This is a genomic window from Streptomyces sp. NPDC058279, assembly GCF_042881255.1.
GTDB lineage: Bacteria > Actinomycetota > Actinomycetes > Streptomycetales > Streptomycetaceae > Streptomyces.
In genome coordinates this window covers 374,955-397,895 of record NZ_JBHVYA010000002.1, presented here as the reverse complement: position 1 = coordinate 397,895, position 22,941 = coordinate 374,955, and the positions used below count along the sequence as shown (strand labels likewise).

21 protein-coding genes are annotated in these 22,941 nt (G+C 71.6%); 12 read left to right on the top strand and 9 right to left on the bottom strand.

Features of this window, described 5'->3' with window-relative positions; genetic code table 11:
- Nucleotides 1–95 precede the first annotated feature (95 nt).
- The 3 genes from ACFVXJ_RS06590 to ACFVXJ_RS06580 form a co-directional block, all read right to left on the bottom strand.
- Complete coding sequence (locus ACFVXJ_RS06590) at nt 96–920, bottom strand: DUF4429 domain-containing protein (RefSeq protein ID WP_389659615.1); 825 nt, start codon at nt 918–920, stop codon at nt 96–98.
- 76 nt (nt 921–996) lie between these two features.
- A complete protein-coding gene (locus tag ACFVXJ_RS06585; protein WP_389660092.1) occupies nt 997–2,163 on the bottom strand; it encodes an alpha/beta hydrolase in 1,167 nt (388 codons plus the stop codon).
- 196 nt (nt 2,164–2,359) lie between these two features.
- Nucleotides 2,360–3,016, bottom strand: coding sequence for a TetR/AcrR family transcriptional regulator (locus ACFVXJ_RS06580; protein WP_389659612.1), 657 nt, complete (start codon nt 3,014–3,016; stop codon nt 2,360–2,362).
- 189 nt (nt 3,017–3,205) lie between these two features.
- Between ACFVXJ_RS06580 and ACFVXJ_RS06575 the strand changes: the two genes are divergently transcribed.
- The gene (locus ACFVXJ_RS06575) at nt 3,206–4,813 is read left to right on the top strand and encodes an MFS transporter (RefSeq protein ID WP_389659609.1); all 1,608 of its coding nucleotides are present in this window, start codon (nt 3,206–3,208) and stop codon (nt 4,811–4,813) included.
- A 218-nt stretch (nt 4,814–5,031) separates the two neighbouring features.
- A complete protein-coding gene (locus ACFVXJ_RS06570) occupies nt 5,032–5,448 on the top strand; it encodes a peptidase inhibitor family I36 protein (RefSeq protein ID WP_389659606.1) in 417 nt (138 codons plus the stop codon).
- Here the strand turns inward: ACFVXJ_RS06570 and ACFVXJ_RS06565 are convergent.
- Nucleotides 5,429–6,286: a potassium channel family protein gene (locus ACFVXJ_RS06565; RefSeq protein WP_389659603.1), complete on the bottom strand. Its 858-nt coding sequence runs from the start codon at nt 6,284–6,286 to the stop codon at nt 5,429–5,431. The two genes, ACFVXJ_RS06570 and ACFVXJ_RS06565, sit on opposite strands and share 20 nt — an antisense overlap.
- Nucleotides 6,287–6,413: 127 nt before the next feature.
- A complete protein-coding gene (gene aceE / locus ACFVXJ_RS06560; protein WP_389659600.1) occupies nt 6,414–9,146 on the bottom strand; it encodes a pyruvate dehydrogenase (acetyl-transferring), homodimeric type in 2,733 nt (910 codons plus the stop codon).
- A gap of 449 nt (nt 9,147–9,595) precedes the next feature.
- Here aceE and ACFVXJ_RS06555 point away from each other — a divergent pair, with 449 nt between their 5' ends.
- From ACFVXJ_RS06555 to ACFVXJ_RS06530, 6 genes are all read left to right on the top strand, one after another.
- Nucleotides 9,596–10,027 (top strand): DUF3052 domain-containing protein, encoded by a 432-nt coding sequence (locus tag ACFVXJ_RS06555; RefSeq protein WP_361310631.1) that lies wholly within the window; start codon nt 9,596–9,598, stop codon nt 10,025–10,027.
- Nucleotides 10,028–10,199: 172 nt separating this feature from the next.
- Nucleotides 10,200–10,658 (top strand): peroxiredoxin, encoded by a 459-nt coding sequence (locus ACFVXJ_RS06550; RefSeq protein WP_389659597.1) that lies wholly within the window; start codon nt 10,200–10,202, stop codon nt 10,656–10,658.
- Between the two features lie 127 nt (nt 10,659–10,785).
- A complete protein-coding gene (locus ACFVXJ_RS06545; RefSeq protein ID WP_136214179.1) occupies nt 10,786–11,361 on the top strand; it encodes a TerD family protein in 576 nt (191 codons plus the stop codon).
- 247 nt (nt 11,362–11,608) lie between these two features.
- Nucleotides 11,609–12,184: a TerD family protein gene (locus tag ACFVXJ_RS06540; protein WP_136214178.1), complete on the top strand. Its 576-nt coding sequence runs from the start codon at nt 11,609–11,611 to the stop codon at nt 12,182–12,184.
- Between the two features lie 25 nt (nt 12,185–12,209).
- The gene (locus ACFVXJ_RS06535) at nt 12,210–13,328 is read left to right on the top strand and encodes a DUF475 domain-containing protein (RefSeq protein ID WP_389659593.1); all 1,119 of its coding nucleotides are present in this window, start codon (nt 12,210–12,212) and stop codon (nt 13,326–13,328) included.
- A gap of 101 nt (nt 13,329–13,429) precedes the next feature.
- Nucleotides 13,430–14,197: a Tellurium resistance gene (locus ACFVXJ_RS06530; RefSeq protein WP_389659590.1), complete on the top strand. Its 768-nt coding sequence runs from the start codon at nt 13,430–13,432 to the stop codon at nt 14,195–14,197.
- A gap of 47 nt (nt 14,198–14,244) precedes the next feature.
- On the opposite strand, the gene ACFVXJ_RS06525 is transcribed toward ACFVXJ_RS06530, so the two are convergent.
- Nucleotides 14,245–15,036, bottom strand: a complete 792-nt coding sequence (locus ACFVXJ_RS06525) for a TerD family protein (protein ID WP_389660089.1) — start codon at nt 15,034–15,036, stop codon at nt 14,245–14,247.
- Between the two features lie 208 nt (nt 15,037–15,244).
- Here ACFVXJ_RS06525 and ACFVXJ_RS06520 point away from each other — a divergent pair, with 208 nt between their 5' ends.
- The 4 genes from ACFVXJ_RS06520 to ACFVXJ_RS06505 are packed head-to-tail and all read left to right on the top strand — an operon-like array spanning nt 15,245 to nt 20,536.
- On the top strand, nt 15,245–16,411 hold the full coding sequence (locus tag ACFVXJ_RS06520; protein WP_389659587.1) for an HpcH/HpaI aldolase/citrate lyase family protein: 1,167 nt from the start codon (nt 15,245–15,247) through the stop codon (nt 16,409–16,411).
- On the top strand, nt 16,408–19,053 hold the full coding sequence (locus ACFVXJ_RS06515) for a phosphoribosyltransferase (RefSeq protein ID WP_389659584.1): 2,646 nt from the start codon (nt 16,408–16,410) through the stop codon (nt 19,051–19,053). The genes ACFVXJ_RS06520 and ACFVXJ_RS06515 overlap by 4 nt, the downstream gene beginning before the upstream one ends.
- Nucleotides 19,050–19,880 (top strand): HAD family hydrolase, encoded by an 831-nt coding sequence (locus ACFVXJ_RS06510; RefSeq protein ID WP_389659581.1) that lies wholly within the window; start codon nt 19,050–19,052, stop codon nt 19,878–19,880. Before ACFVXJ_RS06515 ends, ACFVXJ_RS06510 begins: the two co-directional genes overlap by 4 nt.
- On the top strand, nt 19,877–20,536 hold the full coding sequence (locus ACFVXJ_RS06505) for an O-methyltransferase (RefSeq protein WP_389659578.1): 660 nt from the start codon (nt 19,877–19,879) through the stop codon (nt 20,534–20,536). The genes ACFVXJ_RS06510 and ACFVXJ_RS06505 overlap by 4 nt, the downstream gene beginning before the upstream one ends.
- A gap of 126 nt (nt 20,537–20,662) precedes the next feature.
- Here the strand turns inward: ACFVXJ_RS06505 and ACFVXJ_RS06500 are convergent, their stop codons facing one another.
- The 3 genes from ACFVXJ_RS06500 to ACFVXJ_RS06490 form a co-directional block, all read right to left on the bottom strand.
- Nucleotides 20,663–20,884 (bottom strand): zinc ribbon domain-containing protein, encoded by a 222-nt coding sequence (locus ACFVXJ_RS06500; protein ID WP_389659575.1) that lies wholly within the window; start codon nt 20,882–20,884, stop codon nt 20,663–20,665.
- A 9-nt stretch (nt 20,885–20,893) separates the two neighbouring features.
- Nucleotides 20,894–21,478: a DUF4383 domain-containing protein gene (locus ACFVXJ_RS06495; protein WP_389659572.1), complete on the bottom strand. Its 585-nt coding sequence runs from the start codon at nt 21,476–21,478 to the stop codon at nt 20,894–20,896.
- A gap of 119 nt (nt 21,479–21,597) precedes the next feature.
- Nucleotides 21,598–22,842 carry a hypothetical protein gene (locus tag ACFVXJ_RS06490; RefSeq protein ID WP_389659569.1) on the bottom strand — a complete coding sequence of 415 codons (1,245 nt, stop codon included), beginning with the start codon at nt 22,840–22,842 and terminating at the stop codon, nt 21,598–21,600.
- Nucleotides 22,843–22,941: the final 99 nt, after the last annotated feature.

The following is a 22,941-nucleotide window of genomic DNA, read 5'->3' as shown; positions in this document are numbered from 1 at the left end:
GTCCGGCCCGGCTTGGGCGGAGTCCGGGCGCGGGGGGTGGGGCGCGGCCCCACGGAGCCCGGCGCGGCAGCCCGGCCGACCCCGGCGGGGTACGGCTACGCCAGCCGGTCCCGCAGCGCCGAATACTCCGCGTCCGTGAGCAGCCCCGCGCTGTGCAGCTCGCCCAGGTGATGGAGCCGGTCCCCGCCGGCGGCCCTCGGCCCGGCGGCCGTCACCGGCATCCGCCGCCCCCGCACCGCCGCCAGCACGGCCGCCGCGAACGGCAGCGACTCGTGCACCGCTCCGTACCCCACCCCGAACACGGCCGCCGCCAGGTCGTGGTCCGGCCGGACCTCACCCGTCGCGGCGTCCCGCAACAGCAGCCGCAGGTGGCCCTCCGGCCCCTCGGGGGAGCGCCACACCACCCCCGTCACATCCCCCAACCGATACCGCTGGTCGCCCGCCTTCCACTTGGTGCTGCTGGCCCCGGTACGCGACCAGTGGAAGGTGACGGCCGTCCCGTCGAACCCGACCCGCGCGTCGTACGCCTTGAGGGGCGCGCCCGCCTCGGGGACGGCGACCAGGAAGCGCTCCGCCGCCGTCGCGGGTCCGAGCCGATCGCGTACCTCGTCCGCCAGCGCCGCGGCCTTCGGGGCCGACTCGCCGGGCAGCACCACCCGGTACGGGTCAAGGCTCTCCTTGAGCTGGCCTGCGGCGGCCTCCATCAGCGGGTCCGCCCCGGGCCGGGGCACGGCACGCAGCACCACCGAGTCCCGTTTGCCCCCCGTCAGACTGATCTCCGACAGCGCCTCCAGCGGGATCCGGCGCTCCCTGAGGGCGTGCCAGAGTCGCGGCGTCCGCAGCCCCCGCGCGAAACGGATGGTCACCGAGTCGGAGTCGAACTCCCAGACAGCATGGTTTCCGGCCAGTACGTCCCCCATGCGGCTCATGGTAAAGGGACGTGCCCCCGCTCGTCCCCCTCGCCGCAGAGACGGTTCTGTGGGGCCCGAAGGCCCGTCAGTCCCCCGAAACTCCCTGTCGGCACGTGTCGTCCCCGGTCACGCACACAACGGAACCGAACGCGCCGGTTCCGATCTTCGCGAAGTTGTCCAGCGAGGCGGTCCCTGGCTCGAAATAGCCGGTGTGGCTGCGGGCGCCCGCCGAGGACAGCAGCCGCGCGCCGAAGTCCGGCGACACCGGGTCCGCCCCGTGCCCGAGGCCGCCCAGTTCCAGGTGCGGAACGTCGGCGATCCAGTCCCCGGAGTCCCGCATCGCCCACACCCGGGCCGCCGTGTGCAGCTCGGCGGCGTTGGACACGCGCATCCCGGGGCTGCCGGCCACCACCACGTCGGTCACCCGCGACGGCAGCTCGTGCGCGGCGACCCCGCACACGACCGACCCGTAGCTGTGGCAGATCAGGGCCACGCTGGAGCGCCCGGGCAGTGCGGTGGTCAGCGCCCGCAGCCGAACGGAACCCTCCACGGCCAGCTTTCCGGTGGCGGCGTCCATGCCGACGCCGGTGGGCGCGGTGTACCCGGCCCAGGCGATGACCGCGGTACTGCTGTCCGGCGCGCTCGCGTGTTCGGCCTCGTACAGGGAGCGCGCCATGCCCGACGGCGCGGTCAGGCGGCGCTGGGTCCGCTCGAAGGTGAGCAGGTCGGTGTCGACGCCGGGCACGATCACCGACACCCGGCGGGCCTGGTCCAGGTCGCCGAAGACCTCCGCGACGAGCCCGTCGCCGGTGGGGTCGAAGAGGAGGATCTGCCGCGCCGGGTCGGCCAGCGATTCCAGGCGATGGGCGCGCCGGAGCGCGGTGGCGCGGTCGGCCGGGGTCAGCGCCACGTCCCGGCTGCGGGCCTCCTCCACCCGGCGGGCCTGTTCCAGGGAGTGCAGGTTGGCCCGGTAGCGGGTGGCGGCGGGCACCCCGTCGAGGTTTCCGACGACGAGCGGGTAGCCGTCCGCGAGCCGGGCCCGCTGGGCTCCGTCGAGCCCGGCGAAGAAGCGCGAGACCGCGGCGGCGGGGGCGTCGGCGGAGGGCAGGGCCCGCCCGTCGATCCGGGCCAGGGACCAGGCGGAGAGGGCGGCGGCCCGGGGGGAGATGCCCGCCTCGGGCCGGTGCACCGAGGTCCAGCCGGTGATCACCAGCATGACGAGGACGACCGCGAGCGCGAGCAGGGTGCGCATTGCGGCGGGGGGCGCTGTGGCGCCGGCGGTGTGGTGGACGGAGCCGGGCAGTTTCACTGCAACCAGCCTAGGAGACCGCTGGAGTACCTGGCACTCCGGGTGACGGGTCTCACCGCCGACCGTGTCACAGTCGCTCGGGCCGTCACGCTCGGCTACTGCCCCGGGCGCCGCACGTACGCCCCATGGGCGCGGTCGCTCAGCGCCAGTCCGCGGCCAGCGCCGGGCCGATCTGGTCGAGGTACGCCTCGGTCATCCGCCGGATCGCCGCCACACTGGTGTCCTGACCCTGCCCCCACAGCCGCCCCGTGACCCGCATGACGCCGGAGAAGGCGGCCACCGCCACCCGTGGCCGCGGGTCCGCGTCCACGTCCAGGCCCTCGCGGTCGGCGACGAGCCGGGAGATGCGCTCCTCCAGCTCGGTCGAGCGCCGCAGGTGCACGGCGAGCAGCGCCGGCGTTGACTCGATGAGCTGGTAGCCGCGCATGTAGAGGTCGACGGGCACCACGTCGGAGATCGCCTCGTCGACGGTGTCCCAGGCGACGAGCACCGCGTTCCGCATGGCCGTCAGCGGGCCCTCGGCGGCCGGTCGGGCCCGCAGGGCCGCCACGAAGTGCGATTCGACCAGGTCCTGGACGGCGAAGGCGACCTCTTCCTTGTTGGCGAAGTAGCGGAAGAAGGTGCGCTGGGAGACCTGCACGACGTCGGTGATCTCGTCGACCGTCGTCTTGTCGTACCCCTGGGAGAGGAACAGCAGGAGGGCCGCGCGCAGCAGCGCGTCCCGGGTGCGCCGCTTCTTGCGTTCGCGCAGGCCGGCCGTCGGGACGGCCGGCGCGGGCCGGTGCTCGGTCGTCACCGCGGGGTCCCCTTCCGGTGTGCTGCCGTCGGCCCGATCCGATGCCGAAGGCGACGCGCGGGCGGACGGCCTGTGCCGTCGGCCCGCTCTGACGCTGAGTGAGCGGTCAGGGTACCTGTGACCCACCTGACAGCGACTGTCCTGTTAAGCCGTTTGTGAAGTGTCAGTCGCTGTCACTAGCCTGTTCGCATGACTAGTCAGATCACCGCCAACGGCCGGGTGAACCTGGAGAAGTCCGGCCCGGCGCCGTCGGGTTCAGGCCTGCGCGGCCATCCGTGGCTCACCCTCTTCGCCGTCGCGATCGGCGTCATGATGGTGACCCTGGACGGCACGATCGTCGCGGTCGCCAACCCCGCCATCCAGAAGGACCTCGGCGCCACCCTCGCCGAGGTGCAGTGGATCACCAACGGCTATCTGCTGGCCCTGGCCGTCTCCCTCATCACCGCCGGCAAGCTCGGCGACCGCTTCGGCCACCGGCAGACGTTCCTCATCGGCATCGCCGGCTTCGCGCTCTCCTCGGCCGTCATCGGCCTGTCCAGCGGTGTCGAACTCGTCATCGGCGCCCGCGTGGCCCAGGGTCTCTTCGGCGCGTTGCTGATGCCCGCCGCGCTCGGCCTGCTGCGCGCCACCTTCCCCGCCGAGAAGCTGAACATGGCCATCGGCATCTGGGGCATGGTCATCGGCGCCTCGACCGCCGCCGGGCCGATCGTCGGCGGCCTGCTCGTCGAGCACGTGAGCTGGCAGTCCGTCTTCTTCGTCAACGTGCCGGTCGGCGTCGTCGCGCTCGGCTTCGGCCTGTTCATCCTGCTCGACCACCGGGCCGAGAACGCCCCGCGCTCCTTCGACCTGCTGGGCGTCCTGCTGCTGTCGGGCGCGATGTTCTCCCTGATCTGGGCCCTGATCAAGGCCGCCGAGTGGGGTTGGGGCGACACCAAGACCCTGGTCTTCCTCGGCGCCTCGGTCGTCTGCTTCGGGCTCTTCACCCTCTGGGAGAGCCGGGTCGCCGAACCGCTCATCCCGCTCGGGATGTTCCGTTCGCTGCCACTGTCCGCCGGCACCGTCCTGATGGTGTTGATGGCCTTCGCGTTCATGGGCGGCCTGTTCTTCGTCACCTTCTACCTCCAGAACGTCCACGGCATGAGGCCCGTCGACAGCGGCCTGCACCTGCTGCCGCTCACCGGCATGATGATCATCGGATCGCCACTGGCGGGCGCCGCGATCACCAAGATCGGGCCGCGGGTCCCGCTCGTCGCCGGCATGGTCGCCACCGCGGTGGCCTGCTTCGGGATGGCCCGACTGACGCCGGGCACCGGCACCCTCGTCATGTCGCTCTGGTTCGCCCTCCTCGGCCTCGGCCTCGCCCCCGTCATGGTCGGCGCCACCGAGGTCATCGTCGGCAACGCCCCGCTGGAGCTGTCCGGGGTGGCCGGTGGCCTCCAGCAGGCCGCCATGCAGGTCGGCGGCAGCCTGGGCACCGCCGTTCTCGGCGCCGTCATGGCGGGCACCGTCCGTGACTCGTTCGGCGACAACTGGCGGGCCGCGGGGTTGCCGCCGCTCGGTCCCGAGCAGCTCGACCTCGCGGAGAAGGGGGTGCAGGTCGGCATCGCGCCCGTCCCGCCGGGCGTCCCGGAGCAGGTCAAGCAGGCGATCACCACCGTCGCGCACGACACGTTCGTCTCCGGTATGAGCGCCGCCTTCACGGTCGCGGGCGTGGTCGCGGTGCTCGCGGCGGTCGTGGCCGGCTTCACCAAGCGCGGCGCGAACGCCGCCGCGGGAGCGGGCGCGGCCCACGTCTGAGCCCGCAGCCGGCCCGCCGGCCGCCCGCCGTTCGGGCGCCGCCGGCGTCAACCCCGTGCGTACGACAGCCCCGCCGGACGGTTCCGGCGGGGCTGTCGCCTATCCGGGTGGACCCGGTCGCAGCCCCTTCCGCAGCCGCGTCACCGCAGGTCAGCGTGGGGTCGTCGGAGCTTCCGGAAACGGTCCGGGGCCCGCCGTCCACCAGGAGTTGACCCGTCATGCGTACGAGTTTCCCCGCGCGTCCCGGCGCCTTCCCCGCGCGCCCCACCACCTTCCTCGCCGCCGTCGCCCTGGCCGCGGCCGCCCTCGTCCCGGGCACCGCGGGCCCCGCCCACGCCGCCGGGCCACCGACGCTCGGCGCCTGTGCCACCGGGCAGCTCTGCCTGTGGGCGAAGCCGGACTTCAAGGGCACCCGGCACACCTACGAACTCAGCACCCTCGACATCAACAGCTGCACCGCCCTGCCCGCCGGGACCAGCGCCCAGGCCCTCACCAACCGGACCGGCCGCCCGGTGACCACGTACCAGTCGGCGGAGTGCCAGGAGACGGGCGAGTTCCAGACCTACCCGGGCGACGGCGTCTGGCTGCCGCAGTCGCCGTACCAGGTACGCGCGTTCAAGGTGTGGGAGCGCTGACGGGCGCCGCCGACACGGGGCGGTCGTCCGCCGGCTCGACGCCGTCGACCGCCCCGGCCACCGCCCCGTCCGTTGCCCCGGCGCGGTCCTCCCGCGCCGGGGCGCCACCCGATCCCGGCTCCGACCCTGGTTCCGGCTGCCGCCCCGACCCCGGCTCCGGCGCCGGTCGCGCCGCGCCGCCCAGCCGGGCGACCTCGGCGCGCAGCGCCCGTACCTCTCGCGCCAGTTCGGCGATCGCGGCCGTCTGGGCCCGCTCCACCTGGTCGTCGCGCTCGAACCGGGAGATGAACCAGGCGGCGATGTTGGCGGTGACCACACCCAGCAGCGCGATCCCCGACAGCATCAGCCCGACCGCCAGCAGCCGTCCCAGCCCGGTGGTGGGGGAGTGGTCCCCGTACCCGACCGTGGTCATGGTGGTCACCGACCACCACAGGGCGTCCCCGAGGCTCTTGATGTTCCCGCCGGGCGCGTCCCGCTCCACGCTGAGCACGGCCAGCGAGCCGAACATCAGCAGCCCCACCACCGCCCCCGCCACGTACGTCGTCAGCCGGATCTGCGGCGCCATCCGGGCCCGCCGGCCCACCAGCAACAGCGTCGACACCAGCCGGAGCAGCCGCAGCGGCTGGATCATCGGCACCAGCACCGCCGCCAGGTCCAGCCAGTGACCCCGGACGAACGCCTTGCGCGACGGCGAGAGGGTCAGCCGGACCAGGTAGTCGGCGGCGAACGCGGCCCACACCACCCACTCGGCGTGCGTGCACGCCCGGTGCACCGCGGGACTCGCGTCCGGCGCCACGATCGGCACCGCGTACGCGACGGCGAACGCCACGGCGAGCACGAGCAGCGGGGTCTGGCTCCGCCGCTCCCACCGGGCCTGGCGGGAGGGTTCCTTCCTGACAGCATGGTAAAGAAAGGGTAAGGGGCGTTGGGACACCTGTCCCAACGCCCCCTCGGAAGAGTGACGGCTACGCGTCGCCGCCCGCCGCGCCCGGGTCGGCCGCCGTGACGTCCAGCAGCTGGTACCGGTCGATCGCCTGCTTCAGCACCGAGCGGTCGATCCGACCCGCCTTGGCCAGCTCGGTCAGCACCGCCAGCACCACCGACTGCGCGTCGATGTGGAAGAACCGGCGGGCCGCGCCACGGGTGTCCGCGAAGCCGAACCCGTCGGCGCCGAGCGAGGTGTACGGGCCGGGGACCCAGCGCGAGATCTGGTCCGGCACCGACCGCATCCAGTCCGAGACCGCCACGAACGGTCCCTCGGAGCCCGACAGCTTCCGCGTCACGTACGGGACGCGCTGCTCCTCCTCCGGGTGGAGCAGGTTGTGCTCCTCCACCTCCACGGCCTCGCGGCGCAGCTCGTTCCAGGAGGTCGCCGACCAGACGTCCGCCTTCACGTTCCACTCCGCGGCCAGCAGCCGCTGCGCCTCCAGCGCCCACGGCACGGCCACGCCCGAGGCCATGATCTGCGCCCCGACGCTGCCCTCGGTGCCCGCCGACACCCGGTGGATGCCCTTGAGGATGCCGTCGACGTCGACGTCGGCCGGCTCCGCCGGGTGCTGGATCGGCTCGTTGTAGACGGTCAGGTAGTAGAAGACGTCCTCCGACTCGGGGCCGTACATGCGCCGCAGGCCGTCCTTGACGATGTGCGCGATCTCGTACCCGTACGCCGGGTCGTAGGCCACACAGCCCGGGTTGGTCGACGCCAGCAACTGGGAGTGACCGTCGGCGTGCTGGAGGCCCTCACCCGTGAGGGTGGTCCGCCCGGCGGTCGCGCCGAGGACGAAACCGCGCGCCAGCTGGTCGGCCATCTGCCAGAACTGGTCACCGGTGCGCTGGAAACCGAACATCGAGTAGAAGACGTAGACCGGGATCAGCGGCTCGCCGTGCGTCGCGTACGCCGAACCGGCCGCGATCAGCGAGGCCGTGCAGCCCGCCTCGGAGATGCCGTCGTGCAGCATCTGGCCGGTCGGCGACTCCTTGTACGCGAGCAGCAGCTCGCGGTCGACCGCCTCGTACTGCTGCCCCAGCGGGTTGTAGATCTTGGCGCTCGGGAAGAAGGCGTCCATACCGAAGGTGCGGTACTCGTCGGGCGCGATCAGCACGAACCGCTTGCCGATCTCCTTGTCCCGCATCAGGTCCTTCAGGATGCGCACGAACGCCATCGTCGTCGCGATCGACTGGTGGCCCGAGCCCTTCTTGGCCGCCGCGTACGCCGAGTCGTCGGGCAGCGCGAGCGGCTTGGCGCGCACCACCCGCGTCGGCACGTATCCGCCGTGGGCGTTGCGCTGGTCGTGCATGTACTGGATCTCGGGGGAGTTGCGGCCCGGGTGGTAGTACGGCGGGGCGCCGCTCTCCAACTGCGCGTCCGTGATCGGGATGTGCAGGCGGTCGCGGAAGCGCTTGAGGTCGTCGACCGTCAGCTTCTTCATCTGGTGCGTCGCGTTGCGGCCCTCGAAGTTCGGGCCCAGCGTCCAGCCCTTGACCGTCTGGGCCAGGATCACCGTCGGCTGGCCCTTGTGGGACTTGGCCGCAGCGTAGGCCGCGTAGACCTTCTTGTGGTCGTGGCCGCCGCGCCCGAGGTGCTGGATCTGCTGGTCGGTCATGTTCTCGACCATCGCGCGCAGCCGCTGGTCACCGCCGAAGAAGTGCTCGCGGATGTACCCGCCGGACTCGGTGGCGTACGTCTGGAACTGCCCGTCGGGGGTGGAGTTCATCTTGTTGACCAGGATGCCGTCGCGGTCCTGGGCCAGCAGCGGGTCCCAGGAGCGGTCCCAGATCAGCTTGATGACGTTCCAGCCGGCGCCCCGGAAGATCGACTCCAGCTCCTGGATGATCTTTCCGTTGCCGCGGACCGGGCCGTCGAGGCGCTGGAGGTTGCAGTTGACGACGAACGTCAGGTTGTCCAGACCCTCGCGCGCCGCGATGGACAACTGGCCCAGCGACTCCGGCTCGTCCATCTCGCCGTCACCCAGGTACGCCCAAACGTGGGACTTGGAGGTGTCCGCGATCCCGCGCGCCTCCATGTACCGGTTCATCCGCGCCTGGTAGATCGCACCGAGCGGGCCGAGGCCCATCGAGACGGTCGGGAACTCCCAGAAGTCGGGCATCAACCGCGGGTGCGGGTAGCTGGACAGGCCGTACGGGGCCTTCGACTTCTCCTGCCGGAACGCGTCGAGCTGCTGCTCGGAGAGCCGGTCCAGGAGGTAGGCGCGGGCGTAGATGCCGGGCGAGGCGTGGCCCTGGAAGAAGATCTGGTCGCCGCCGTCGCCCTCGTCCTTGCCCCGGAAGAAGTGGTTGAAGCCCACGTCGTAGAGGGAGGCGGAGGAGGCGAAGGTCGCGATGTGACCGCCGACCCCGATCCCCGGGCGCTGCGCGCGCGAGACCATGACGGCCGCGTTCCACCGGGTCGCGTTCAGGACCTTGCGCTCGATCTCCTCGTTGCCGGGGAAGAAGGGCTCGTCCTTGGTCGCGATCGTGTTGACGTAGTCCGTGCTGCGCATCTCGGGCACGGCCACGCGCTTCTCGCGGGCCCGCTCGATCAGTCGCAGCATGAGGTAACGGGCGCGCTCACGGCCGCGCTCGTCGACGGCCGCGTCCAGGGAGTCGAGCCACTCCCGCGTCTCTTCCGGATCGAAGTCCGGGACCTGGCTCGGCAGGCCGCCAATAATGATCGGATTGCGATCGGATGCGGAAGCCACGCTGTTCCTTCGCTGTCGGGGGGAGTCGTGCCTTGGGTCGCCGCCTCCCATGGTCTTACGCTCGGCCCGAATCTTCACCTCTACCACTGGGTAACCCCTGGAAAGTCCGGGCAACGTCGGTGGAGCGGGCGCAAGGCTCGGCAGAGCGGGTCCGGCCGGACCGCCACCCTACGCCCCGGACGATCAACCCCTTCGCAAGACCGTTCGTCCCTCAAACAGGTGGGAAGTCCCGACCGATGCCGAATGAGGCGGAATGGTGTGGGATGAATCACCACAGGCCCGTACGGGCAGGCTCAAAGTTGCGGCGAGACGGCCGCAATCGTCACCGTTTCGACGGTCTCGGCGGCCGGGTACTTGCGCGATCCGCCGCGCCCGTGTGGACTACGCCCAATGCTGCGCGTACGCGCGCCGCCGAAAGACATTCACCGAACATGAGCAGGAGGCACCCCGTGAGCGCGACCGCGGACCACGCGGAGAGCCTGGCCGCCCGGCTGGGTTTCCAGTCCGAACAGGTGGTCCAGGAGATCGGCTACGACGACGACGTCGATCAGGAATTCCGTGACGCCGTCGAGAAGCTCGTCAGCGAGCTCGCCGACGAGGACTACGACGACGTCGCCGACGCGGTGCTGTTGTGGTTCCGCGACGAGGACGGCGATCTGACGGACGCCCTGGTCGATGCGACCGAGCTGGTCGAGGACGGCGCACTGATCCTGCTGCTGACCCCCAAGACGGGCCGTGACGGCTACGTCGAGGCCAGCGACATCAGCGAGGCCGCCGAGACGGCCGGCCTCTCGCTCGCCAAGGGCGGGCCCGTCGGCAAGGAGTGGACCTCCACCAAGCTGGTGACGCCCAAGACTGCCCCCAGCAAGACCAAGCGCTGAGCCGCGCCCGCAGCCGAGCGGGACACACCCCGCCGACCGGAATCACCCCGGTCGGCGGGGTGTGCGCTTTCCGGCGGCGTACGCGCGTTCCCCTCCCGGAGCCGATACCCCATAGGCTGGCCACACCCGAACAGCCCACCGCAGGAATGCGGGAACGAAGGGATTGCGAGAGATGGCGATCGAGGTCGGCAGCAAGGCCCCGGACTTCGAGCTCAAGGACAACCACGGCGCCACCGTGCGGCTGTCCGACTTCCGGGGGGAGAAGGCCGTCGTACTGCTCTTCTACCCCTTCGCCTTCACCGGCGTCTGCACCGGCGAGCTGTGCGAGCTGCGCGACCGGCTGCCCCGCTTCCAGAACGACGAGGTCCAGCTCCTCGCCGTCTCCAACGACTCGGTGCCGACCCTGCGCGTCTTCGGCGAGCAGGAGAACCTGGACTACCCGCTGCTCTCCGACTTCTGGCCGCACGGCGAGACCTCCCGCGCCTACGGGGTCTTCGACGAGGACAAGGGCTGCGCGGTCCGCGGCACCTTCATCATCGACAAGGACGGCATCGTGCGCTGGACCGTCGTCAACGGGCTGCCCGACGCGCGTGACCTGAACGAGTACATCAAGGCCCTCGACAGCCTCTGACGCGCACGCCGTCCGATCCGCGGGAAATTCGCTGCCGGGCGGGAACCCGTCACTAGGATCGAGACGTTGATCGGACAGCAACCGCACGAAGGGGCGCAGCCCCACATCGAAACCCAATGGAGGACCCGTGGGAGTCAGCCTCAGCAAGGGCGGCAACGTCTCGCTGACCAAGGCCGCGCCTAACCTGACGGCGGTCATCGTCGGTCTGGGCTGGGACGCTCGCACCACCACCGGTGTCGACTTCGACCTCGACGCCAGCGCGATCCTGACCAACGACCAGGGCAAGGTCGCCAACGACTCGAACTTCGTGTTCTTCAACAACCTGAAGAGCCCGGACGGCTCGGTCGAGCACACCGGTGACAACACCACCGGTGAGGGCGAGGGCGACGACGAGGCCATCAAGGTCAACCTGTCCGGCGTCCCGGCCGATGTGCACAAGATCGTCTTCCCGGTGTCGATCTACGAGGCCGAGACCCGCCAGCAGAGCTTCGGCCAGGTGCGCAACGCCTACATCCGTGTCGTGAACCAGGCCGACAACAGCGAGCTCGCCCGCTACGACCTCTCCGAGGACGCCTCGACGGAGACCGCCATGGTCTTCGGCGAGCTGTACCGCAACGGCGCGGAGTGGAAGTTCCGCGCGATCGGCCAGGGCTACGCCTCGGGCCTGCGCGGCATCGCCCAGGACTTCGGCGTCAACGTCTGAGTCCTGGCCCCAGCCAGCCGGCTGTGACCCACAGCCGCATCCTGTCCGGCGCCGTGCACTGTGTGTACGGCGCCGGACCGGCTTTACCGGCCCACCGGAATCCCCGGTTCAGCCGGCCGTCGCCGCCCCACCGCGGCACCGGCACCCGCAGCACGGGTACCACCGCGGAACCCGCGGAACCCGCAGCACCCGCAGTACCCGCAGTACCCGCACCACCATCACCACGTCGTCCGGGGAGGACCACAACATGGGCGTCACACTCGCCAAGGGGGGCAACGTCTCCCTGTCCAAGGCCGCACCGAACCTCACCCGGGTCCTGGTCGGTCTCGGATGGGACGCGCGCTCGACCACGGGCGCCGACTTCGACCTCGACGCCAGCGCGCTGCTGTGCCGCGACGGTCGGGTGCTCGGCGATTCGTACTTCGTCTTCTACAACAACCTGAAGAGCCCCGAGGGCTCCGTCGAACACACGGGGGACAACCTCACCGGCGAGGGTGAGGGCGACGACGAGTCGATCATCATCGACCTGACCAAGGTGCCGGTGGAGGTCGACAAGATCGTCTTCCCCGTCTCGATCCACGAGGCGGAGGCCCGCCGGCAGAGCTTCGGCCAGGTCAGCAACGCGTTCATCCGGGTCGTGAACCAGGCCGACGGCCAGGAACTCGCCCGCTACGACCTCACCGAGGACGCCTCCAGCGAGACCGCGATGATCTTCGGCGAGGTCTACCGGTACGGGGGCGAATGGAAGTTCAGGGCGGTGGGACAGGGGTACGCGTCGGGCCTGCGGGGCATCGCTCTAGACTTCGGGGTCAACGTTTCGTAAAGCCGTACAAGACGATGGGGTGCCAGTGGTTCTCAAAACCTTCGGCTGGTCGTTCGCAATCACTGCGCTCGGTCTGGCCGCAGCGGTGTTCTACGGGGGGTGGACCGCTTTTGGGATCGTGGCGATCCTGTCGATCCTCGAAATCTCGCTGTCCTTCGACAACGCGGTGGTCAACGCCGGAATCCTGAAGAAGATGAATGCCTTCTGGCAGAAGATCTTCCTCACGGTCGGCGTGCTGATCGCGGTCTTCGGCATGCGACTGGTGTTCCCCGTCGTCATCGTCGCGATCACCGCCTCCCTGGGCCCGATCGAAGCCGTCAATCTGGCATTGACCGACAAGGACCGCTACCAGCAGTTGGTCACGGACGCCCACCCGGCGATCGCGGCCTTCGGCGGCATGTTCCTGCTGATGATCTTCCTGGACTTCATCTTCGAGGACCGGGACATCAAGTGGCTCGCCTGGCTGGAGCGTCCGCTGGCCAAGCTCGGGAAGATCGACATGCTGTCGGCGTGCATCGCGCTGATCGCCCTGGTCATCACCTCGGCCACCTTCGCGACCCAGGCCCACCAGCACGGTGGCGCCCACGTCGACAAGGCACAGACGGTCCTGGTGGCCGGCATCGCCGGCCTGATCACTTACATGATCGTCGGCGGTCTCTCCGGCTACTTCGAGAACAGGCTCGAAGAGGACGAGGAGGCCGAGCACGAGGCCGAGGAAGAGGCGAAGCGGAGCGGGAATCCCGTCTCCGCCGTCGTCATGGCCGGCAAGGCCGCGTTCTTCATGTTCCTCTACCTCGAAGTCCTCGACGCCTCGTTCTCCTTCGACGGGGTCATCGGCGCCTTCGCCATCACCAACGACATCGTGCTCATGGCCCTCGGCCTCGGCATCGGTGCCATGTACGTCCGGTCGCTGACGGTCTACCTGGTCCGCCAGGGCACCCTCGACGACTACGTGTACCTGGAGCACGGCGCGCACTACGCCATCGGCGCGCTCGCCGTGATCCTGCTCGTCACCATCCAGTACGAGATCAACGAGGTCATCACCGGCCTCGTCGGCGTCGTGCTGATCGCCTGGTCCTTCTGGTCCTCCGTGCGCCGCAACAAGCGTCTGGCGGAAGTGGAAGGGGTCCCCGTCGAGGCATGAGCCCGGCGGTAATGCGGAACGCTCCATGTGCGGGGCGGCCAGGGGAACCCCAGGGCCGCCCCGCTTCCGTACGCGTGTGGGGTTTCAGGGGGGTAGGGGAAATGGGTCTCTTCGGCAGCGTCTTCGACAGCGGCTTCTTCGACGGCATCAGGGGCGCCCGGGCCATGCGCTTCGACTCGGGCAGCGCCTCGTCCAACGCGATCGAGCTGACGCGGCGGCATCCGACGGTGTCACTCGCCAAACAGGGGGCCGTCCACGGGAACCTGCGGGTCAACCTGTCCTGGCGGATGCGCAGCTCCGACATCGGTGGCCGCTCGGGTCAGAGCGGCCGGCTGCTGCGGCACCCGTTCAAGCTCTTCAAGCCCGACATGGTGCAGGCGCACACCCAGGGCATGGTCAACGTCGACCTCGACATCGGCTGCCTGTACGAGCTGACCGACGGCACCCGCGGCGTCGTCCAACCCCTGGGCGACCTGCACGGCGACATCAACAACCCGCCGTACGTGAAGCTCAGCGGCGACGACCGGTTCGGCGCCCCCTCGGGCGAGACCATCTTCGTCAACCTCGACCACGCCGACGAGATCAAGCGGCTGCTGGTCTTCGTCTACATCTACGACCAGACGCCCGCCTTCGACCGTACGCACGCCCTGGTCACCCTGTACCCCAGCACGGGGCCGCGCATCGAGATCCAGTTGGAGGAGCGCCACCCGCAGGCCCGGTCCTGCGCCGTCGTCTCGCTGGAGACCGTCAAGGGCGAGCTGACCGTGCGCCGCGAGGTGAAGTTCGTCTACGGGTTCCAGGCCGAGCTCGACCGGCTGTACGGGTGGGGGCTCCAGTGGGGGCGGGGCTACAAGAGCACCAAAGCCTGACCGGCCGCGCGCGCGGGCTCCCGGTCAGGCCACGGCTGGTTCCGGTGTCAGCGGCGGATGAACTGGGGGCCCTGCGCCGGCAGCCGGAAGGCGGAGTCGCCGCCCGGGCCCGGAACCGGGGACACCGGCTGCGGGTAGCCGTAGGCCGGCTCGACGGCCGGCGGGGCCTGCGTCGGCGGTGCGGGCACCGGGTTCGCCGGGGACACCGGGTTCACGGGAGGGGTCGGCGGCATCATCGCGGCCGTCTGCTCGTCGGTCGGTCCGGGAGCGGGGGTCGCCGCCTGATCGGGGGCGTTCTCGTCGACCGAGATGCCGTGGTCGGTCGCGAGTCCCACGAGGCCGTCCGAGTAGCCCTCGCCCAAGGCGCGGAACTTCCACCCCTCGCCCCGACGGTAGAGCTCGCCGCACATCAGCGCGGTCTCGGCGCCCGTCTCCGGGTGCACGTCGAAGTACGCCAGCGGCTCGGAGCCGCCGGTGGGCGTGGCGTCGTACAGGAGGATGCGCAGGTCACGGACCCGCTCGAACGGGACGTCCTCGGCAGAGGCCACCACCAGGACGCGGTCCACCACGGCCGGCACCGCGCGCAGGTCCGCCTGGACGGCGTCGGTGATCGCGTCCCCGATCTGTTTCTTGCCCAGGCGCCACACGGCCCCCGAGGGGTGCCGGGGCTGGTTGTAGAACACGAAGTCCTCATCGGAGCGCACGCGCCCGTCCGCCCCCACCAGGAGCGCCGACGCGTCCACGTCGGGCACCTCGGGTCCGGTGGTCCAGCGCAGCACCGCCCGGACCGCCACGGCGGCCACCGGGATGTTCGAGCCCTTCTGCATCGCGTGCGTCATGCCGGTCATCCTGCCCTCCCGGCCATGACCTGGACAATGCGGCCCCCCGTAGACGCCGGTCCGTAGCCACTTGTACCGAACCCGAGACCTGGGCATGGTGCAAGAGGGTTACCTGAACTTCATGCGCTTGCGGAACTCTTGACTCTCATTCGTACGTACTATTACCGGCCACGCCAGTTGGGCCGCCGAGGCAGTACGGGGGAAGCACATGCGTCACTTCGGGCACATATCGCCCAGCGTCCGCAAGGACCTCTTCCACCAGGAGCCGGCCGAATTCACCGCCGCCTCCCCCGCCCGTACGCTCGCCGCCGGACTCGGCGCCACCCTCTACAGCCCCGCGATCCGCCCCCGCCTCGCCGACGACATCCGCAAGCAGGCGGCCCGCGGAGTCGTCTCCATGGTCCTCTGCCTGGAGGATTCCATCAGCGACGGCGAGGTCACGGCCGGCGAGGCCAACCTGATCCGCCAGTTCGCCGCACTCGACGAGACCGCCGCGGAACCCCCGCTCCTCTTCATCCGCGTGCGGACCCCCGAGCAGATACCCGACCTCGTACGCCGGCTCGGTGGCTCCGCGCGACACCTGGCCGGATTCGTACTACCGAAGTTCACGGAGAGCCGCGGGACCGCGTTCCTCGACGCCGTGGCGCAAGCGGAGCGGGAGAGCGGCACGGCCCCCCTGTACGCCATGCCCGTCCTGGAGACTCCCGACCTGCTACACCTCGAAACCCGGGTCGAGGCCCTCGCCGGGATCTCCCGGACCGTGAACCGCTACCGCGAGCACGTCCTCGCCCTGCGCCTCGGCGTGACCGACTTCTGTTCCGTATACGGACTGCGCCGCACCCCCGACATGACCGCCTACGACGTCAAGATCGTCGCGGGCGTCATCGCCGACGTCGTGAACGTCCTCAGCCGCGCCGACGGCACCGGCTTCACCGTCACCGGCCCCGTCTGGGAGTACTTCCGCAGCCAGCAGCGCCTCTTCAAGCCGCAACTGCGCCGCAGCCCCTTCCTCGCGGAAGGCGTCGAGGAACTGCGCACCGCCCTCATCGAGCACGACCTCGACGGACTGCTGCGCGAGATCGAACTCGACCGGGCCAACGGACTGCTCGGCAAGACCTGTATCCACCCCGCCCACGTCACACCCGTCCACGCGCTGTCCGTGGTCTCCCACGAGGAGTTCAGCGACGCCCAGGACATCCTGCGCCCCGAGCGCGGCGGCGGCGGCGTCATGCGCTCCGCCTACACGAACAAGATGAACGAGGTGAAGCCCCACCGGGCCTGGGCCGAGCGCACCATGCTGCGCGCCGAGGTCTTCGGTGTGGCGAGGGAGGAGGTCGGCTTCGTCGACCTGCTCACGGCCGGGCTCCAGGTATGAGCCGGTCGTCGCACACTGGGTATCCGGAGCCTTCGGAGCCCATCGAGAAGGGGAAGACGATCGAAGAGGTGTGGTCGGGAACCTGGGTCGCGGACCGGCTGGGCGTACGCCTGGAACCGGTCGGCGCGCAGCCAGGCCAAGCGGCGCCTGGGCAAGCGGCGCCCGGGCAGGCCGAGAGCGGGCAGCCGCCGTTGTGTGAACTCCTCGGGCTCGCCCTCCGACGCAACCCCAAGCGGGCCCACCTGCTGGTCTCCCGCGTCCTCGGCAAGCACGTCCCGCAGTCCCCGGCGGCCGTCCACGCCGCCGGATACCGGCTCGGCGAACGCGTCCGGGACCTGCTGGGCGAGGAAACCGCCGACGCGGTCGTCCTCGGATACGCGGAAACCGCCACGGGCCTCGGCCACAGCGTCGCCGACGGCCTCCGCGTCGCCCCCTACCTGCACTCCACCCGCCGCCCCGTACCCGGCGTCGAGCCTGCCGGCGGCTTCGAGGAAGCCCACTCGCACGCCACCTCGCACCTGCTGCTCCCCGAGGACCCGAAGCTGCTGACCGGCAGCGGACCGCTGGTGCTCGTCGACGACGAGTTCTCCACCGGCAACACCGTCCTCAACACCATCCACGACCTGCACGCCCGCCACCCCCGCCGGCGCTACGTCGTGGTCGCGCTCGTGGACATGCGTTCCCCGGCCGACCGCGAACGCCTCGACACCTTCGCCGCCGGGCTCGGCGCCCGCATCGACCTCGTCGCCCTCGCCCGCGGCACCGTCACCCTCCCCGACGACGTCCTGGCCAGGGGTCGGGCGCTGGTCGAGGAGTACGAGAGCCACGGGTCCCGGGACGCCCCGGCCGATCCCGCCGGCGCCGACCCCCGCCCGGCCGCCCCCGTCCGGCGCGTCGCCCTGGAGTGGCCGGCCGGGCTGCCCGACGGGGGCCGGCACGGTTTCACCCCCGCGCACCGCGCCCGCCTGGAGGCGGCGCTGCCCGCGCTGGCCGCCCGGATCGACGCCGAGCTGGGGACCGGCCCCCGGCGGGTCCTGGTCCTGGGCAACGAGGAGCTGATGTACGCGCCGCTGCGGCTCGCGCGGGCCCTGGAGGAGTCCGGGGCGCCCGCGGGACGCGAGGTCCGCTTCTCCACCACCACCCGCTCGCCGGTCCTCGCCGTGGACGACCCCGGCTACGCCATCCGGACCCGGCTGACCTTCCCGGCCCACGACGAGCCCGCGGACGGGCCGGGGCAGCGGTACGCGTACAACGTGGCGGGCGCCGGCTTCGACGCCGTCGTCGCCGTCGTCGACTCCCACGCCGACACCGACGCGCTGCACGCCCCCGACGGGCTCCTCGCGCGACTCGCCCCGCACACGGGGCAGGTGCTGCTGGTGGTGGTGCCGTCGTACGTACCGTCGCCCGCGCCCGGGGCCGCGGCCGTGCCGTCCGTCCCGTCCGTCGTGGAGCGGCCCGCCGCCGCCGAGCGTTCAGCGTCTTCCGACCGGCAGGAGCCGATCATGACCGAGCCCCTGCGCGGGCCCGCCTTCTCCTCCTACGCGCCCGAGGACGTCGGCTGGCTGCTCCAGGACCTCTCGGACGTGGAACTGGAGGCCCCGACCGAGGAGCGGGAGGAGGCCATCCAGGCCGGCGGCGCGCACTATGCCGAGTCGCTGCCGGTGGAGTACCAGCCGTCCCCCGATTACCAGCGGCTCTACGAGAGCGCGCTGAACGCCTCCGCCACCCGAATAGCCCGCGCCGTGGGCACCGTCACCGAGACCGTGCTCGCCGAACGGTCCCCGTCCCCCGTGCTCGTCTCCCTCGCCCGCGCCGGCACCCCCGTCGGCGTGCTGATGCGGCGCTGGGCGCAGGTCCGGCACGGCCTGGACCTGCCCCACTACGCCGTCTCCATCGTGCGCGGGCGCGGCATCGACGCCAACGCGCTGCGCTGGCTGGCCGCCCACCACGACCCCGCCGACGTCGTCTTCGTCGACGGCTGGACGGGCAAGGGGGCCATCACCCGGGAGCTGCGGGATGCCCTCGCGGGGTTCGACGGCTTCGACCCGGAGATCGTCGTCCTCGCCGACCCCGGCTCGTGCGTGTCCACGTACGGCACCCGCGAGGACTTCCTGATCCCGTCCGCCTGTCTCAACTCCACCGTCTCGGGGCTCGTCTCGCGTACGGTGCTCAGGTCCGACCTGGTCGGGCCCACCGACTTCCACGGCGCGAAGTTCTACCGCGAACTCGCCGGCGCCGACGTGTCCGTCGCGTTCGTCGACGCGGTCGCCGCCCGCTTCGAGGAGGTGGCCGAGGCCGTCGACGCCGACGTCAAGGAACTGTCGGCCGCCGACCGGGCCCCCACCTGGGAAGGCTGGGCCGCCGTCGAACGGATCAGCGAGGAGTACGGCATCCACGACGTGAACCTGGTCAAGCCCGGCGTCGGCGAGACGACGCGGGTACTGCTGCGCCGCGTGCCCTGGAAGATCCTGGCCCAGCGCGGCGCCGGCGCGGACCTGGACCACGTACGCCTCCTCGCGCGCCAGCGCGGCGTGCCGGTCGAAGAGGTCGACGGGCTTCCCTACACCTGCGTCGGACTCATCCACCCCCGCTTCACGCGCGGCGCCACCGGCGCCGACGGAAAGGCCGTGGCCGCCAAGTGACCGTCCTCGTAGCCAGTGACCTCGACCGCACGCTCATCTACTCTTCCGCCGCCCTGGGCCTGACCATGCCCGACCAGGAGGCGCCGAGGCTGCTGTGCGTGGAGGTCCACGAGAGCAAGCCGCTGTCGTACATGACCGAGACCGCGGCGGGCCTGCTGGCGGAGCTGACCGCGGACCCGGGCGTCGTCTGGGTCCCCACGACCACCCGGACGCGCAAGCAGTATCAGCGCATCCGCTTCCCCGGTCGGCCGGCGGAGTACGCGATCTGCGCCAACGGCGGGCAACTACTCGTGGACGGCGCACCGGACCGGGACTGGCGGCGGCAGGTCGCGGCGCGGCTGGCCGAGGAGTGCGCCCCGCTCGGCGAGGTCAACGAGCACCTGCTCGCGACGGCGGACCCGGCGTGGCTGCGCAAGGCGCGGGTGGCGGAGGACCTGTTCGCGTACCTGGTCGTGGAGCGGGCGCTGGTCCCCGACGAGTGGCTGAAGGCACTGGTGTCCTGGGCGGAGCCGCGCGGCTGGACGGTGTCCCTCCAGGGCCGCAAGATCTACGCCGTCCCGCGCCCGCTCACCAAGAGCGCGGCCATGCGGGAAGTGGCCCGCCGCACCGGGGCCGGCACCACCCTGGCGGCCGGCGACTCGCTGCTGGACGCCGACCTGCTGCTCGCGGCGGACCGGGGATGGCGACCGGGCCACGGCGAACTCGCGGAAGCCGGCTGGACCGCCGGGTCGGTCACGGCCCTCGCGCGGGCCGGGGTCCTGGCGGGCGAGGACATCGTGCGCGCGTTCCGGCGAGCGGTGGGGGAACTCGGCACACTGGGCGCATGACCAAGGGCAACAGCACCAAGATCACCGACGAGCTCTACCGGTACGTGCTCGACCACAACCCCCCGCTGGACGCGGTCCAACGGGGGCTCGTGACGTTGACGTACGAGAAGTTCCCCGACGTGGCGGGGATGCAGTCGGCGCAGGAGCAGGGGCCGCTGCTGGCCTTCCTGGTCCGGCTCACGGGGGCCCGCCGCATCGTGGAGATCGGCACCTTCACCGGTTTCTCCACCCTGTCCATGGCGCAGGCGCTGCCCGCGGACGGCGCCCTGATCGCCTGCGACATCTCCGAGGAGTGGACCGCGTACGGCCGGCAGGCGTGGGAGGAGGCGGGCGTCGCCGACCGCATCGACCTGCGGATCGCCCCGGCCCTGGAGACGCTGCGTGCGATGCCGGGGGAGCCGCACATCGACATGGCCTACATCGACGCCGACAAGGAGAACCAGATCGCCTACTGGGAGGAGCTCGTCCCGCGCATGCGGCCGGGCGGCCTGATCGTCAGCGACAACACGCTCTTCCACGGGCGGGTGCTCGACGAGGCCGCGACCGGCGCGGCGGCGGCCATCCGCGCGTTCAACGACCGCGTACTGGCCGACGACCGCATGGAGTCGGTGCTGCTCGCCATCTCGGACGGCCTGACCCTGTCGCGCAAGCGGTAACGCGGGCCGGCCCGGTCGTGGGCCGACGGTTGTCGCCGGTGCGCGCGGGGGGCCGGTGTGCGAGGGCCGGGGTGCCTGGGCCGGTGTGCACGCGGGCCGGGGTGCGCGGGCCGGGGTGCGCGGGCCTCAGCCGCAGCCGCCCCCACCGCAGCAGCCGCCGCCCATGGCGGGGGCGGGCGTGGCGGCCGGGCCGCCCCGGGCCGATCCGCCGACCGCGACCGCGGAGAGCAGCTTGACGGTGTCGGCGTGACCGGCCGGGCAGTCGGCGGGCGCGGCGGACTCGGCCATCGGACGGCTCACCTCGAAGGTGTCGTCACAGGTACGGCAGCGGTATTCGTAACGAGGCATGCGGACAGGCTAGCCGTACCGCCGCTCCGGATGGGGCGGGCGCCGGGTGCCGAGCGCCCGTCCGGCCGCGGCCCGGTCCTCCCGCGCCGCCTCCTCGGGGTGGCGGGCACGCCAGTACGGGTTGTCGTGCGACAGCCCGCCACCGACCCGCCCGTACATGCCGAACCACATCAGCATCACGCCGACGACGAAGCTGAACAGCACGTTCGGGATGCGGAACGCGAGGAAGTTCAGCCCGGTGTCCAGCAGCGCGAGATTCACGAACCCGCTCGCGATGAACAGCAGACCCAGCACGATGTTCAGGGTCGAGGCGAAGTTCCCGCCCACCACCATCCCGTAGAACAGCAGCGCGCCGATGCAGATCGACAGGACGCTCAGCGCCCCGTTCGTGTTCAGCTCCAGCACCCTGTCGCCGCCGGTGTCGAAGAACCCGATCCGGTGCACCAGCCCCAGGACGCCGAACACGACCAGCAGCAGGCCGGTCAGGCCCGCGCCCGCCCGGTACACCCGGCTGAGCTTGTGATCGACCGGCAGGTGCTCGTCGAGCCGGGCACCGACCGGACGCCGCACGTGCGGCGTCGCGTGAGTGGCCATGACGGCCTCCTCTGCCTGGCGTCTGCCTGACGTCTGCCCGACGTCCCTCCCAGCATCCGCCGCGGGCCCCGCCCGGACAACCCCGGCCCCGCCCGGGCAAGCCCGGCCCCGCCCGGGCCTCAGGCGTGGCCGCGCTCCACCCGGATGTCGTTCACCACCCGGTTCACGGCCGCCCGTACCCCCTCCATCTCCTGGAGGAACCGCCAGTAGTCGGGGTGGCGCCCCTCCAGCCCGGCCAGCGCCCGCTCCACCCGCGCCACCGCCTCGTCCAGCGGCCGGGCGTGCCGCGGTTCGGGCACCGTACGGCCTTCCATCGCCAGCCGCTGCGCGTCGCGGATCGCGAAACGGGTCCGGCGCACCTCGTCCTGGGGGTCCCGCGCCACCGCCTCCAACCGCGTCAGCCGCTCCTGCGCCGCCGACACCGCCTCGTCGGTGGCGTCCAGACCGGCGCGGACCTCGTCGATCAGCGCCCCGACCTCGGCCCAGCGCTGGCCGTCCCGCGCCCGGCCGGCCTCCGCCAGCTTCTCCTCCGCCCGCGCGACCTCCCGTACCGCCTGGTCGGGCACGTGCTGGAGGTCCTGCCAGCACGCCGCGCTGAACCGCCGGCGCAACTCGCTGAGCACCGGATCCACCCGGTCCGCCCGATTGCGCAACGCCTGCGCGCGGGTCCGCAGGCTCACCAGCCGCCGATCGACCTCCGCCGCCCGCTCCGGCAGCCTGGCCGCCTCGGCCCGTACCGCCTCCGCGTCGCGCAGGATGCGGTCGGCGCGCTGCACCGTCTCCTGCACCCCGTGCCGGGCCGCGCCCTGGTTCAGCATGGTCAGCTCCGGCCCCAGCGCGGCGAGGCGCGCCGCCAGGTCGTCGGCCCGCATCCCCTTCGCACGAACCTCGTCCAGCGCGTCACTCGCCGCCAGCAACGCCGCCTTCGCCCGCTCCCGGGCCGGCGCGACCCGGGCCAGCTGCGTCTCCGCCTTGTCCAGCAGCGGCTGCAACCCCTGCTGGAACCGGTCCAGCTCACCCTTGACCCGTACGAGCTCGTCCCGCGCCCGCGTCAACTGCTGCCGCGCCTGCGCGGCGACCGAGCCCTCCAGATCGACACGGTCCAGGTCGTGCGCGTCGACGGCCTCGATGTACACCTGGCTGACCTGGTCGATGCGCTGCCCGAGCGCGACGAACCCCTCGGCCGCCTGCCGCGCGGCGGGCGACCCGTCCGCCGCCGCGATGGTCTCCATCGAGATCCGCAGATCCCGCTGCGCCGTGTCCAACTCGTAGAACGCGGCCGCGGCGGCATCCTTCGCCGCCTGCGCGTCCGCCCGCCGGCTCTCGTCCCGCCCACCGAACCACCGCCGGGATGCCGTTGTCACAATCCCTCTCCCGTACCGCGTCCGCCATGCCCCGCTCCATTCTCCCCTACGGGAACGCGTTTGCGCCGGGGGTGCGCCCTCCATGTACTCTGTCCACTC

Excerpts from the sequence above, each read along its gene's own strand:
- ACFVXJ_RS06495 (WP_389659572.1), bottom strand. The coding sequence starts at position 21,478 with ATGGCCACTCACGCGACGCCGCACGTGCGGCGTCCGGTCGGTGCCCGG.
- ACFVXJ_RS06590 (WP_389659615.1), bottom strand. The coding sequence starts at position 920 with ATGGGGGACGTACTGGCCGGAAACCATGCTGTCTGGGAGTTCGACTCC.
- ACFVXJ_RS06530 (WP_389659590.1), top strand. The coding sequence starts at position 13,430 with ATGGGTCTCTTCGGCAGCGTCTTCGACAGCGGCTTCTTCGACGGCATC.
- ACFVXJ_RS06520 (WP_389659587.1), top strand. The coding sequence starts at position 15,245 with ATGCGTCACTTCGGGCACATATCGCCCAGCGTCCGCAAGGACCTCTTC.
- ACFVXJ_RS06550 (WP_389659597.1), top strand. The coding sequence starts at position 10,200 with ATGGCGATCGAGGTCGGCAGCAAGGCCCCGGACTTCGAGCTCAAGGAC.
- ACFVXJ_RS06540 (WP_136214178.1), top strand. The coding sequence starts at position 11,609 with ATGGGCGTCACACTCGCCAAGGGGGGCAACGTCTCCCTGTCCAAGGCC.
- ACFVXJ_RS06570 (WP_389659606.1), top strand. The coding sequence starts at position 5,032 with ATGCGTACGAGTTTCCCCGCGCGTCCCGGCGCCTTCCCCGCGCGCCCC.
- ACFVXJ_RS06515 (WP_389659584.1), top strand. The coding sequence starts at position 16,408 with ATGAGCCGGTCGTCGCACACTGGGTATCCGGAGCCTTCGGAGCCCATC.
- ACFVXJ_RS06500 (WP_389659575.1), bottom strand. The coding sequence starts at position 20,884 with ATGCCTCGTTACGAATACCGCTGCCGTACCTGTGACGACACCTTCGAG.
- ACFVXJ_RS06505 (WP_389659578.1), top strand. The coding sequence starts at position 19,877 with ATGACCAAGGGCAACAGCACCAAGATCACCGACGAGCTCTACCGGTAC.
- ACFVXJ_RS06575 (WP_389659609.1), top strand. The coding sequence starts at position 3,206 with ATGACTAGTCAGATCACCGCCAACGGCCGGGTGAACCTGGAGAAGTCC.
- ACFVXJ_RS06585 (WP_389660092.1), bottom strand. The coding sequence starts at position 2,163 with ATGCGCACCCTGCTCGCGCTCGCGGTCGTCCTCGTCATGCTGGTGATC.
- ACFVXJ_RS06525 (WP_389660089.1), bottom strand. The coding sequence starts at position 15,036 with ATGACGCACGCGATGCAGAAGGGCTCGAACATCCCGGTGGCCGCCGTG.